Origin of the sequence: Kocuria sp. NPDC057446, assembly GCF_042802875.1 — a bacterium.
In the GTDB taxonomy this organism is placed as follows: Bacteria; Actinomycetota; Actinomycetes; order Actinomycetales; family Micrococcaceae; genus Kocuria.
The window spans coordinates 1-11,993 of sequence record NZ_JBHVDI010000124.1; the positions used below are offsets into that span (position 1 = coordinate 1).

Annotated in this window: 12 protein-coding genes; 7 read left to right on the forward strand and 5 right to left on the reverse strand. The window is 74.3% G+C overall.

All coding sequences use genetic code 11. From position 1 onward, the window contains the following. Positions 1–80: 80 nt before the first annotated feature. Positions 81–683, reverse strand: a complete 603-nt coding sequence (locus tag ACFU0Y_RS13690; RefSeq protein WP_380215079.1) for a nitroreductase family protein — start codon at positions 681–683, stop codon at positions 81–83. Positions 684–796: 113 nt separating this feature from the next. Here ACFU0Y_RS13690 and ACFU0Y_RS13695 point away from each other — a divergent pair, with 113 nt between their 5' ends. Both ACFU0Y_RS13695 and ilvA read left to right on the forward strand, forming a co-directional pair. Beyond that, a complete protein-coding gene (locus tag ACFU0Y_RS13695; RefSeq protein WP_380215080.1) occupies positions 797–2,233 on the forward strand; it encodes an AI-2E family transporter in 1,437 nt (478 codons plus the stop codon). A gap of 103 nt (positions 2,234–2,336) precedes the next feature. Next, positions 2,337–3,584: a threonine ammonia-lyase gene (gene ilvA, locus ACFU0Y_RS13700; RefSeq protein WP_380215081.1), complete on the forward strand. Its 1,248-nt coding sequence runs from the start codon at positions 2,337–2,339 to the stop codon at positions 3,582–3,584. Between the two features lie 89 nt (positions 3,585–3,673). On the opposite strand, the gene ACFU0Y_RS13705 is transcribed toward ilvA, so the two are convergent. From ACFU0Y_RS13705 to ACFU0Y_RS13715, 3 genes are all read right to left on the reverse strand, one after another. Next, positions 3,674–3,883 carry a hypothetical protein gene (locus ACFU0Y_RS13705; RefSeq protein WP_380215082.1) on the reverse strand — a complete coding sequence of 70 codons (210 nt, stop codon included), beginning with the start codon at positions 3,881–3,883 and terminating at the stop codon, positions 3,674–3,676. 7 nt (positions 3,884–3,890) lie between these two features. Then, on the reverse strand, positions 3,891–4,394 hold the full coding sequence (gene greA, locus ACFU0Y_RS13710; RefSeq protein ID WP_380215083.1) for a transcription elongation factor GreA: 504 nt from the start codon (positions 4,392–4,394) through the stop codon (positions 3,891–3,893). A gap of 271 nt (positions 4,395–4,665) precedes the next feature. Continuing rightward, positions 4,666–5,091: a DUF4307 domain-containing protein gene (locus ACFU0Y_RS13715; RefSeq protein ID WP_380215084.1), complete on the reverse strand. Its 426-nt coding sequence runs from the start codon at positions 5,089–5,091 to the stop codon at positions 4,666–4,668. 197 nt (positions 5,092–5,288) lie between these two features. Between ACFU0Y_RS13715 and mca the strand changes: the two genes are divergently transcribed. The 3 genes from mca to ACFU0Y_RS13730 are packed head-to-tail and all read left to right on the forward strand — an operon-like array spanning position 5,289 to position 8,804. Further along, a complete protein-coding gene (gene mca, locus ACFU0Y_RS13720) occupies positions 5,289–6,167 on the forward strand; it encodes a mycothiol conjugate amidase Mca (protein ID WP_380215090.1) in 879 nt (292 codons plus the stop codon). Positions 6,168–6,175: 8 nt separating this feature from the next. After that, positions 6,176–6,586 (forward strand): hypothetical protein, encoded by a 411-nt coding sequence (locus ACFU0Y_RS13725; protein WP_380215085.1) that lies wholly within the window; start codon positions 6,176–6,178, stop codon positions 6,584–6,586. Between the two features lie 55 nt (positions 6,587–6,641). Continuing rightward, positions 6,642–8,804 carry a thioredoxin domain-containing protein gene (locus ACFU0Y_RS13730; RefSeq protein ID WP_380215086.1) on the forward strand — a complete coding sequence of 721 codons (2,163 nt, stop codon included), beginning with the start codon at positions 6,642–6,644 and terminating at the stop codon, positions 8,802–8,804. On the opposite strand, the gene ACFU0Y_RS13735 is transcribed toward ACFU0Y_RS13730, so the two are convergent. Further along, complete coding sequence (locus ACFU0Y_RS13735) at positions 8,782–9,489, reverse strand: hemolysin III family protein (RefSeq protein WP_380215087.1); 708 nt, start codon at positions 9,487–9,489, stop codon at positions 8,782–8,784. The genes ACFU0Y_RS13730 and ACFU0Y_RS13735 overlap by 23 nt on opposite strands. A gap of 173 nt (positions 9,490–9,662) precedes the next feature. Between ACFU0Y_RS13735 and ACFU0Y_RS13740 the strand changes: the two genes are divergently transcribed. Beyond that, positions 9,663–10,424 carry an isoprenyl transferase gene (locus tag ACFU0Y_RS13740; RefSeq protein WP_380215088.1) on the forward strand — a complete coding sequence of 254 codons (762 nt, stop codon included), beginning with the start codon at positions 9,663–9,665 and terminating at the stop codon, positions 10,422–10,424. 201 nt (positions 10,425–10,625) lie between these two features. Further along, complete coding sequence (locus ACFU0Y_RS13745) at positions 10,626–11,975, forward strand: PhoH family protein (RefSeq protein WP_380215089.1); 1,350 nt, start codon at positions 10,626–10,628, stop codon at positions 11,973–11,975. Positions 11,976–11,993 lie beyond the last annotated feature (18 nt).

The window sequence follows — 11,993 nt, forward strand, 5'->3', positions numbered from 1 at the left end:
CACCCGCGCACCGCGGGTGCCGGGCCGTCGTCGTGCCCCGGACCACGCCGGGCGCGGCGGACCGGCCGGGCCGGCGGTGCTCAGTGGTACGAGATCCGGGGCCCCGGCGTGGGACGGGTGGCCGTGTGCTCGGCGGCCACGGCACGGGGCGGGCGCCCGACGAACAGCCAGCCGAGCAGCTTCTCCTCCTCCGCGAGCCCGTAGAACGCGCGGACCGCGTCCTCGCCCTCGCCGTCGCGGTGGGACCACACCGTGGCCCAGCCGGCGGCCCAGAACGCGGCCTCGAGCAGGGGGCGGGCGCCGTGCGCCGCGTGCAGCTGCTCCTTGCGGGGGACGCCCAGGGCCTCGTCCGGGCTGAAGACCAGTGCGCAGCCGAGGCCTCCCGTGCTCGCCCACTTCAGGGCCCCCCGGAAGGCCGCGAGCCGGCGCAGCTGCTTGCCCTTGAGCCGGGGGAAGGGGGCCGACATGTCCGGCACCCGGGTCAGCCCGGCCAGCGCGGCCGCGAGCTCCGGAGCGGAGCGGCGGGTGGTGACCGCCACCCGCCAGCTCAGCCCCGGATCGGCGGCCGCCGTCCCCGCGGCGGCGCGGAGCACGGCCTCCAGCTCCTCCCGCGGCGGGGCGTCCGGGGTCAGGCCGGGAGCCGGCCGGCGCTGGGCGAGGACGCGGAGGACAGTGCGTGACATGCCGCCAGTCTTCCACCGCTGCCGCTCCGCGCGCCGTACCGGCCCGCGGATCCCCTCGCCGGCCGCGACCGGGCGGCGGGCGACACGTCCTTCCGGCGTGCCAAGATGACTCCATGCCTTCCACCGCGCACGACACCGAGCCGCCCGCACGGCCGGGACGAAACTCCGAGCTCCCTCCGCTGCACGGCAACGCGGCGGGCGGCGTGGCGGTCTCGGTGCGGGTGGCCGCGGCGTGGTCGTGGCGGCTCATCATCATCCTCGCGGCCGTGGGGCTGTTCGGGTACATGCTGTCGACCATCACGGTGGTCATCATCCCCGTGCTCATCGCCGGTCTGCTCGCCGGGCTCCTGTTCCCGCTGGTGAAGTGGCTGCGGGGACAGCACGTGCCGGCGGGCCTCGCCTCCGGGATCGCGGTCCTGTCCCTCATCGCCCTCGTGACGGGGCTGCTCGTGCTCGCCGGCCGGCAGATCGTGCTGGGCTTCGCCCAGTTGTCGGAGAACGTGGTGGTCGGCACCCAGCAGCTGCTGGGCTGGCTCGAGGACGGGCCCCTGAACGTCAGCGCGGACAGCGTCAACGACTGGATCGACGACCTCGGCACCACGGTGCAGGACAACAGCCAGGCCATCCTGGACGGGGCCATGTCATTCGGCTCCACCGCCGGCAACGTGCTGACCGGCATCATCATCATGCTCTTCACCCTGCTGTTCTTCCTGATGGACGGGGAGCGGATCTGGCTCTTCCTCGTCCGGCTGTTCCCGGTCAGCGCGCGGCGGGCCGTCAACGGCGCCGGCCGCCGGGGCTGGACCTCGCTGGTGCAGTACGCGCGGATCCAGGGCTTCGTGGCGTTCGTGGACGCCGTGGGCATCGGGCTCGGCGCGGCCCTGCTCGGGGTCCCGCTGGCGCTGCCCATCGGCATCCTCGTGTTCCTCGGCTCCTTCATCCCGATCGTGGGCGCCGTGGTCACGGGCGCCGTGGCCGTGCTCGTCGCCCTCGTGGCCAACGGCTTCGGCAACGCCCTGGGCATGCTCGCCGTGGTGCTCCTGGTGCAGCAGATCGAGTCCAACGTCCTGCAGCCGCTCGTGATGGGCCGGGCCGTGTCCCTGCACCCGCTCGCGGTCTTCCTCGCCGTCGCCTCCGGCACCATCCTCTTCGGCATCGCAGGGGCCCTGTTCGCGGTGCCCGTGATGGCGTTCCTCAACACGGTGGTGCGCTACCTCGTGGGCGGGACGTGGAAGGAGGACGACGAGATCCCCTGGGAGCCGTACTACTTCCCGTGGGAGATCAAGAAGCACGCCCGCCGGAACGAGATCACCCGGGACCAGGTGATGGCACAGCTCCAGCGCTTCCGCCGGACGCGCGCCAAGGAGCGGCTGCAGGCCGCCCTGAAGCGCGGACGCCGGGACGACCGGTCCCGGGCCGCCGCGGCCTCCACCCCCGGCAGCGGCCGGGACGCCGGGCACGGCGGCGCCCCGGAGAACGGTGCCGGCAGCGGCCCGGGAGGCGGTCCAGGGGCGGCCACCGCGCCCGAGCGGTCACCGGGCAACGACTAGGATGAGGACCGCGCCCGCCGCCGGCGGGCGCTCACCGTGGAGCGGACCCGTGGGGCCGCCGCGGCCCCGACCTCCTCGCACCGACCGGGAAAGAAGACGCACCGTGAGCCTGGCCGATCTGCCCGTCCGTCTCGCCGACATCCAGGACGCCGCCGCGCTCCTCGAGGGCGTGATCGACCGGACCCCGGTGACCCACTCCCGGGCGCTCTCCCGGCTGGTCGGCTCCGAGGTCAACCTCAAGGCCGAGAACCTGCAGCGCGCGGGCTCCTTCAAGGTCCGGGGCGCCTACGTGCGGATGGCGAAGCTCACCGACGAGGAGAAGGCCCGGGGCGTCGTGGCGGCCTCCGCCGGCAACCACGCCCAGGGCGTGGCCCTCGCCGCGGCGAAGCTGGGCATCACCGCCCGGATCTACATGCCGCTGGGCGCGGCCCTGCCCAAGATCGCCGCGACCCAGGACCACGGTGCCGAGGTGATCCTGCACGGCACCCGCGTGGACGAGGCGCTCGCCGAGGCCCAGCGCCACGCCACCGAGACGGGGGCGGTCTTCGTCCACCCCTTCGACCACGCCGACATCGTGGCCGGGCAGGGCACGCTCGGGCTCGAGGTGCTCGAGCAGGTGCCCGACGTGGACACCGTCATCACGGGCGTGGGCGGCGGCGGGCTGCTCGCCGGCCTGGCCGTGGCGGTGAAGTCCCGTGCCGAGCAGCTCGGCCGGCCCATCCGGCTCATCGGCGTGCAGGCCGAGAACGCGGCGGCCTATCCGCCCTCCCTCGCCGGGGACGCGCTGGTCACCCTCGACCGGGTCTCGACCATCGCGGACGGCATCGCCGTGGGCAAGCCGGGACAGCTGCCCTTCAGCATCATCAAGGAGCTCACCGACGACGTCGTGACGGTCTCGGAGGACTCCCTCGCCCAGGCGCTGATCTTCCTGCTCGAGCGCAACAAGCTCGTGGTCGAGCCGGCGGGCGCCGTCGGCGTCGCCGCCCTCCTGGACGGCCGCCTGCAGGCCGCGTACCCGGACCTGGGCAGCACGGTGGTGGTGCTCTCGGGCGGCAACGTGGACCCCATGCTCATGCTCAAGGTCATCCAGCGGGGTCTCTCCGCGGCCGGCAGGTACATGACCATCAAGATGATGCTCACCGACCGTCCGGGCGAGCTCGCGCGCATCTCCCAGCTCATCGCGGTCCAGGACGCCAACGTCACCGGGGTGGACCACACGCGCATCGGCGGCTCGCTCAGCCTGGGCGACGTGTCCATCACCATCGACATGGAGACCAAGGGGCACGAGCACTGCCGGGAGGTCCTGCGGGCACTCGAGGCGGAGGGCTACCACCCCGTCGTCGTGCACTGACCCCCCGTCCGGCCCCGCGTTCCGGAGATCCCCGACGACGAACGGCGCCGGCCCCGAGGGGACCGGCGCCGTTGGTGGGCGGGGCGGCGTCAGGAGCGGCGCCGGCCCGTGAGATAGGTGACGAACGCGCTGACGAACGTCGCGAAGACGACGACGTTGCGCAGGCTGCCGGGTGCGCTCGCGGCCGGGTCGCCCTGGCCCGCGAAGTGAAGCACGACGGCCACGACCGCGAGCACGGCGGTCAGGACGATCAGGGCCTTGGTGGCAGGGCCGGGGCTGCGCAGCCAGTGGGTCGTCACGGCGGCCTCAGCTCTGGAACGGCGTGGCGTCCAGGATCTTCACCGGGATCTGCTTGCCGTTGGGAGCGGTGTAGGACAGCTCGTCGCCGACCCGGTGGCCGGAGATCGCGGAGCCCATGGGGGACTTCTCGGAGAAGACCTCGAGGTTGCTGCCGGCGGCCAGGTCCTCGGCCACCTCGCGGGAGCCGATGAGGAAGGTCATCGCCTCGCCGGCGATCTCGGCGGTGACGACCATGCCGGCCTCGACGACCCCGTCGTCGGCCGGGGCCTCGCCGACCTGGGCGTTCTCGAGCAGGTTCTTGAGGTGCACGATGCGCCCCTCGTTCTTGCTCTGCTCCTCGCGGGCGGCGTGGTAGCCGCCGTTCTCCTTGAGGTCGCCCTCCGAGCGCGCCTGGTCGATGCGCTCCACGATCTCCTGACGGTACGGGCCGGAGATGTGGTCGAGCTCCTTCTTCAGGCGGTCGTAGGCCTCCTGGGTCAGCCAGGCGCCGGTCTTGTTCGTGGTGGTCACAGTCTCTCCTCGGTGGACGGTCGGTCGGGCCGCGGGCAGCCGCCCGGGTCCGGGCAGGTCCGCGGCGGACCGGGGCGACGGCGCGGCGGACCGGGACGACGGCGCGGGGGTCCGCTACGCAAAGACCCCGCCCCGGTGCTGGTCGTCCGTTTCGGACGGTGTCCGGCTGCCGGGGACGGGGAGTCCTGGTCCCCAGTCTAGGCGGGGCGGGCGGACATGCCCAAAGCACGACGACGACCGCGACACACGGGAGTCGCGACGGGGGAGGGGCTCAGCCCTCGAGCCAGCAGGAGTCCACGACCGCGGTGGTGGCCAGGTTGGTGGTGCGCACGGCCGCGCGGTGGGAGCTCGTCCCGCCGTCGCCCAGCCGGTCCTCGGGAACGGCCCCGACGGTCACCTCGGCCCAGCCCACCACGGCGTACTCGTGGTTGAGGGCCTGCACGGCGCACGTGACGACGTCCTCCGGGCGCTTGGTGAGCTCGAAGTCCGCCGTGGCCCGGTGCTCCGAGACCACCTCGAAACCGATGTCCTTGACCACGGGGGCGCTCTGCCGGGCCGTGACCACCCAGACGACGAAGACGGCGGTGAGGAGCGTGGCCAGCACGGCGAGACCGATCCAGCCGCGCGTTCCCATCCGGCGCTCGCGGCGGGGCGCTCCGTAGCGGTCGCGGAGCAGGTCTGGGGAGTCGGTGGACACGGCGGCCTCGGGTCTGGAGGGACAGGGGGCGGTCCGGCGACCGCCAGACCACTGTAGCCGAGGCCCCTGGGAGCATCCCGGGCGCAGGCCGTCCCGGCGAACGCGTAAAATGGGCGGCGGCCCGTGCCCGCACCGGCCGTCTCCCCGTCTCCCCGACCGTTCCCGAGAGGACCTCCCGAGTGACCTCCCTGTCAGAGATGCGCCTGCTGGCCGTCCACGCCCACCCCGACGACGAGTCGAGCAAGGGCGCCGCGACCATGGCCCACTACGTCCGGCAGGGGGTCGAGGTCATGGTGGCCACGTGCACCGGTGGGGAGCGCGGGTCGATCCTCAACGCCGAGATGGAGGGCCACCCGCACGCCGAGCGGGACCTCACCGGTCTGCGCCGGCACGAGATGGCGCAGGCGGCCGCCGCGCTGGACGTGCAGCACCGCTGGCTCGGCTTCGTGGACTCGGGGCTGCCCGAGGGGGACCCGCTGCCGCCGCTGCCCTGGGGCTGCTTCGCGCTGCAGCCGCTCGAGCGGGCGGCCGCGCCCCTGGTCCGGCTCGTGCGCCGGTTCCGCCCGCACGTGATCCTCACCTACGACGAGAACGGCGGCTACCCGCACCCGGACCACATCCAGACCCACAACGTCTCGGTCGAGGCGTTCCGGGCCGCCGGCGACCCGCAGCGGTATCCGGGGCTCGGCGAGCCGTGGACGCCGCAGAAGCTCTACTACGACCGCGCGTTCAACGTGGAGCGCTTCGTGGCGCTGCACGAGGCCCTCGAGCAGCGCGGTCTGCAGTCCCCGTACGCGGCCCGCATCGCGATGCTGCAGGAGAGCGACCCGGAGGGCCACCGCCCGCCGGCTCCCCGGCACGAGACCACCACGAAGGTGCGGTGCCCGGACACGTTCGCGCTGCGGGACGAGGCGCTGCGCAGCCACCGGACCCAGGTGGCCCCGGACGGGATGTTCTTCGCGGTCTCCGCCGAGCTGCAGTCCCAGGTGTGGCCGTGGGAGGACTACGTCCTGGCGGAGTCCCGGGTGCCCACCGATTTGCCGGAGCACGACCTGTTCGCCGGGATCGCGGGCTGAGCGCCGGGATGACCACCGTGCTGACCGCGCTCGCCCAGCTGCCGGCGATGGCACCCAACCCGATCGACGAGGGCACCCTGCGCCCCGGCCTGGACCCGAGCCAGGTGACCCCCGGGATGCTGGGCTTCCTCATGACGCTGCTGCTGGCCGTGGCCGTCATCTTCCTGGTGCGTGACTTCAACCGCCGCAACCGGCGCCTGCGCTACCGCGCGGAGTACGCCGAGCGCCGCGCCGCCGAGGAGCGGCGGGAGGGCGCAGCCGGCACGGACATCGCGACGGACACCGCGGCGGACGCAGTGCCGGACTCCGACCGGACCGGTGGAGCCACCGCGGTCGGCGACCCGCCCGACGCCGACCGGGCCGGGAGCGGGACCGCCGTGCCGGCCGAGGAGCCGGAGGGCCCCGACCGCCGCGGCTGAGACCCGGGGCCCGCCGGCGGGCCCGTGAGCAGGACCCGAGATCCGAGGAGCCCCCGTGCCGAATCGATTGACCGGACAGTCCTCCGCCTATCTGCGCCAGCACGCGGACAACCCCGTGGACTGGCAGCCCTTCGACGACGCCGCGTTCGCGGAGGCCGCCCGCCGCGACGTGCCGGTCTTCCTCTCGGTGGGCTACGCCGCCTGCCACTGGTGCCACGTGATGGCCCACGAGTCCTTCGAGGACCCGGGGATCGGCGCGTATCTCAACGAGCACTTCGTGCCCGTGAAGGTGGACCGCGAGGAGCGCCCCGACGTGGACGCGACGTACATGGCGGCCGCGCAGCTGATCACCGGCCAGGGCGGCTGGCCCCTGAGCGCGTTCCTCACCCCCGACGGGCGGGCGTTCCACGCGGGCACCTACTTCCCGCCGCGCCCGGCTCACGGCATGCCGTCCTTCCGGCAGCTGCTCGAGGCCGTGTCCGGCGCGTGGGCCGAGCGCCGGCACGAGCTCGAGCAGGCCGGGGATGCAGTCGCCCGGGCGATCGCCGGGCAGGCGGAGGACCTGCGCTCCGCCCTGGCCGGCGCCGCGGTGACCGTGCCCGAGGCCGGGCCGCCGGCCGCGCCGGCCGGGGTGGAGGGGACGGACCCGGCCGCGGTGGCGCTCGAGGCGCTGCTGCGCGAGGAGGACCCCCTGCACGGGGGCTTCGGCGGCGCCCCGAAGTTCCCGCCCTCCACGGTGCTCCTCCTCCTGGAGCGGCTCGCCGCCGCCGGCGCCCCGGGCACCGCGGACCGGGCGCGGGGCCTGCTCGGGCGGACCCTCGGGGCGATGCGCGGCTCGGCGCTGTTCGACCACGTGGGCGGCGGCTTCTACCGGTACTCCGTGACCCGGGAGTGGTCCCTGCCGCACTACGAGAAGATGCTCTACGACAACGCCCAGCTGCTGCGCGCCCTCGCGCGCGCCGCCGCGCTCGAGCCGGCGGCCGGCCACGGGCGGGCCGCCGCGGACACCGCCGGGTTCCTGCTGACCGGGCTGCGCCTGCCCGGCGGGGCGTTCGCGTCCTCCCTCGACGCGGACACGGCCGCTGCTGAGGGCGACGTGCACAGCGGCGAGGGCGCGTTCTACGTGTGGCGCCGGTCCGAGCTGCGCGAGATCCTGGGCGCCGAGCACGGCACGGCCGTGGCCGACCTGATGGGCGTGGCGGCCGGGCCCCCGCAGCCCCTCCACCCCGGACGGGTCCTCGACGACGGCGAGCGAGCCCTGTGGGACGCGGCCCGCCCCGCGCTCGCGGCCGCGCGGTCCCGGCGGCCCGCGCCCGCCCGCGACGACAAGGTCGTGGCCGGCTGGAACGGCATGACGGTCGCGGCCCTCGCCGAGGCCGGCGTGCTGCTGGAGGACCCGGCGCTCGTGCTCGCGGCCGAGGGGGCAGCGGCGCACCTGTGGGCGGTCCACTGGGACGCGACGCGCCGGCGGCTCGCGCGCACCAGCCACGCGGGCTCGGCGGAGCACTCCATCGAGGGCCTGCTCGAGGACTACGCGACGGTCGCCGAGGGCTTCCTGGTCCTGTACCGGGCCACAGGGGCGACGCCCTGGTACGAGCGGGCCAGGGAGCTCGCCGACGTCGCGGCGGAGCGGTTCGCCCACCCGGCCCCGGGGAGCGTGCCGGACGGCCGGCCGGACGCCCCGGAGCCGGTGTGGTCCGACATGGCCGACGTCCCCGCGCCGCTGCTGGCGGCCGGCACCTCCGGGCGGGCCGATCCGCTCGACGACGTCACGCCGGCCGGGACGGCCGTGCTCGCCGCGGTGCTCGTGGAGCTGTGGTCCCTCGAGGAGGACGAGCGGCGGCTGCGCCCGGTGGCGTCCCTGCTGGGCTCCCTGGACCTGCTGGCCCGCCGCTCGCCCCGCAGCGCGGGCCGGGCCCTGGCCGTGCGGTTGGAGCTCGCGTCCGCCCCGGCCCACGTGGTGCTGGCGGGCGGGACCGCCGAGGACAAGCTCGCGGCGCGTCGCGCGGTGGGGCCCGCCGCCGTGCTGGCCACCCGGGTGGTGGACGCCGACGCGCCGGGCGCGCCCGGCGCGGCCCGCGGGAGGACCGCGCCCGGCGGACGGTTCACGGTCTGGGTGTGCCGGGACTTCGCCTGCCGGGCCCCCGTCCACTCCGTCGCGGAGCTGCAGGAGCAGCTGGGCGGGACGGATCCGCTCAGCCGAGCATCGCGAGCATGATCGCCACGTAGTGCAGCACGAAGCCCAGCACCGTGAAGGCGTGGAAGACCTCGTGGAAGCTGAACACCTCCGGGAGCAGGCGCGGCCGCCGGGTCCCGTAGACCACGGCCCCGGTGATGTAGGCCGCGCCACCGGCGGCGGTGAGCGCGGCCGCCGGCGGGCTGGTCTGCCAGAACTGCGGCAGGTAGACGAGGGCCAGGCACCCCATCACCACGTACAGCGGGGTGTACAGCCAGCGGGGCGCGAGCGTCCACAGCAGCCGGAAGAGCACGAGACCGGCGGCGCAGGACCAGATCACGCCCAGCAGCAGCCGGGACTGCGCCGGCTCCAGCAGCGCGACGGCCAGCGGGGTGTAGGTCCCCGCGATCAGCAGCGCGATGTTCGAGTGGTCCATCCGGCGCAGGACCATGTGCAGCCGCCGGGGCCAGTAGGCGCGGTGGTAGATCGCCGACACGCCGAACAGGAGGATGCCGGTCACCCCGTACACGGCGCACGCGATCCGCAGCTCGACGGTGGGCGCGAGCAGGATCGCCACGAGGCCCAGGACGACGACGACGGGCGTGAAACTCGCGTGGATCCAGCCCCGCCACGCGGGCTTGCGCTCCGCGAGGCCCTCGAGCCCGTGCTCGACCGCCTCCTCGACGCGGCCTGCGGCCCGTCCGGCGGCGCCGTGCGTGTGCTCCATGATGTTCCTTCCGGCGTGCTGGGCGTGAGTCCGTCCGGTCTCCCACCGGGTAGTTTAGGAGGCGTCGCCGAGAGCCGGCCGGGTCCGTGACGACCACCACGCCCGGCGCCGTGGCCCCCACCACGTCCGGCCCACCACCGACACCGTGCGCGAGAACCCGGGAGGAAGCACAGATGCCCAAGCCACGGCCGCTCTACCGGTTCTACGAGCGCCGGCTCTCCGCCGAGCTCGACCCGCGGCGGCTGCCCAAGCACGTCGGCGTCCTGGTGGACGGCAACCGGCGGTGGGCCAAGCAGTTCGGCGCCTCCACCGCGGACGGGCACAAGGCGGGGGCGCAGAAGATCGTCGAGTTCCTCGGCTGGTGCCGGGAGCTGGACATCGAGGTGGTCACCCTCTACATCCTCTCGACCGAGAACCTCAAGCGCCCGGCCGCGGAGCTGGAGCCCCTGCTCGAGATCATCTCCGACCTCATGGACACCCTCTCCGAGGCGGGCATCTGCCGGGTGCAGCCCGTCGGCGCCCTCGAGATGCTCCCGCCGCGGCTGGCGGCGTGCCTGGCCGACCTCACCGAGCGCACCGCGGACAACGCCGGCCCGCACCTGAACATCGCGGTGGGCTACGGGGGCCGGCAGGAGATCGTGGACGCCGTGCGGGAGGTCCTCACCGAGGCCCTCGACGCCGGCACGGACGTCCGGGAGCTGGCGCAGAGCCTGTCCGTGGAGGACATCTCCCAGCACCTCTACACGCGCGGGCAGCCGGACCCGGACCTGCTGATCCGCACCTCCGGCGAGCAGCGGCTGTCGGGGTTCCTCATGTGGCAGTCCGCCTACAGCGAGTACTACTTCTGCGAGGCGCTGTGGCCGGACTTCCGGCGCGTGGACTTCCTGCGGGCGCTGCGCGACTACGCCTCCCGGCAGCGGCGCTTCGGCGGCTGAGCGCGCCGGGCCCCGCCCGTCGCCGTCGCCCGTGCCGCACCCGTGCCGCCCCCTGGGCCGCCTCCGGTGCCGCCCCTGCTGGTCGTGGCCAATTTCCGCGCCGTTCACCGTTTCTGCTCGCGCGGCGGGTCGGCTCCGCATACGTTGTCCTCAGGTGGACGGCGCGGACGCCGCCCGCCGCACCGAGGAGGAAGGCCCGCCATGAGCATCTCGAAGAAGCAGGAGCGCATCGTCGACATCTCCGCCCCCCTGGGGGCAGGGGTGCGCTCCTACGTGATCGACACGTCGGTGCTGCTCTCCGACCCCCGGGCCCTCCTGCGCTTCGCCGAGCACCGGGTGGTGCTGCCGGTCATCGTGATCACCGAGCTGGAGCGCAAGCGGCACGACCCCGAGCTGGGCTACTTCGCCCGGCAGGCGCTGCGGCTGCTGGACGACCTGCGCGTGGAGCACGGCGGGCTCAACCGGCCCGTGCCCCTCGGGGACGAGGGCGGGAGCCTCGTCGTGGAGCTCAACCACGTCTCGGACACCGTGCTCCCGGTGAGCTTCCGGCTCAAGGACAACGACTCCCTGATCCTGGCCGTGGCGCTGAGCCTCGCCAACGAGGGCAAGGACGTGTGCATCGTCTCGAAGGACCTGCCGATGCGGGTCAAGGCCTCCGCCCTGGGCCTGGAGGCCGAGGAGTACCGGGCCGAGTGGGTGGGCTCCGACGTCGAGTGGTCCGGGACCGCGGCCCTCGAGGTCCCCGACGACGTGGTGGACCGGCTCTACGGCGGCGAGGCCGTCGTGGTCCCGGGCGCCGAGGGGCTGCCGGCCAACACGGGCCTGACCTTGCACTCGGTGCGCGGCAGCGCCCTGGCGCGGGTCCGCGCCGACGGCTCCGCCCGGGTGGTGCGCGGCGACCGGGACGTCTTCGGCGTGCACGGGCGCTCCGCCGAGCAGCGGCTCGCCATCGACCTCCTGCTGGACCCCGAGGTGGGCATCGTGTCCCTGGGCGGGCGCGCCGGCACCGGCAAGTCCGCCCTGGCCCTGTGCGCGGGCCTGGAGACGGTGATGGAGCGCCGGGAGCACCGCAAGGTCATGGTCTTCCGGCCCCTCTACGCGGTGGGCGGCCAGGAGCTCGGCTACCTGCCCGGCTCCGAGGAGGAGAAGATGAACCCGTGGGGCCAGGCGGTCTTCGACACCCTCGGGGCGCTGGTCTCGCAGGAGGTCGTCGAGGAGGTGCTGGACCGCGGCATGCTCGAGGTGCTGCCGCTGACGCACATCCGCGGCCGCTCCCTGCACGACGCCTTCGTGATCGTCGACGAGGCGCAGTCCCTCGAGAAGAACGTGCTGCTCACCGTGCTCTCCCGCATCGGGCAGAACTCCAAGGTGGTCATGACCCACGACGTCGCCCAGCGCGACAACCTCCGGGTCGGCCGGCACGACGGGGTGACCGCGGTGGTCGAGGCGCTCAAGGGCCACCCTCTCTTCGGCCACGTCACGCTGACCCGCTCGGAGCGCTCGCCGATCGCCGCCCTGGTCACGGAGGTGCTGGGCGACCTGGACAGCTGAAGCGCGGCTCCGCGGGAC

Bases quoted from the DNA above. Each gene is read 5' to 3' on its own strand.
- ACFU0Y_RS13740 (WP_380215088.1), top strand. From the start codon at position 9,663: ATGCCCAAGCCACGGCCGCTCTACCGGTTCTACGAGCGCCGGCTCTCC.
- ACFU0Y_RS13735 (WP_380215087.1), bottom strand. From the start codon at position 9,489: ATGGAGCACACGCACGGCGCCGCCGGACGGGCCGCAGGCCGCGTCGAG.
- mca (WP_380215090.1), top strand. From the start codon at position 5,289: ATGCGCCTGCTGGCCGTCCACGCCCACCCCGACGACGAGTCGAGCAAG.
- ACFU0Y_RS13690 (WP_380215079.1), bottom strand. From the start codon at position 683: ATGTCACGCACTGTCCTCCGCGTCCTCGCCCAGCGCCGGCCGGCTCCC.
- ACFU0Y_RS13725 (WP_380215085.1), top strand. From the start codon at position 6,176: ATGACCACCGTGCTGACCGCGCTCGCCCAGCTGCCGGCGATGGCACCC.
- ACFU0Y_RS13695 (WP_380215080.1), top strand. From the start codon at position 797: ATGCCTTCCACCGCGCACGACACCGAGCCGCCCGCACGGCCGGGACGA.
- ACFU0Y_RS13745 (WP_380215089.1), top strand. From the start codon at position 10,626: ATGAGCATCTCGAAGAAGCAGGAGCGCATCGTCGACATCTCCGCCCCC.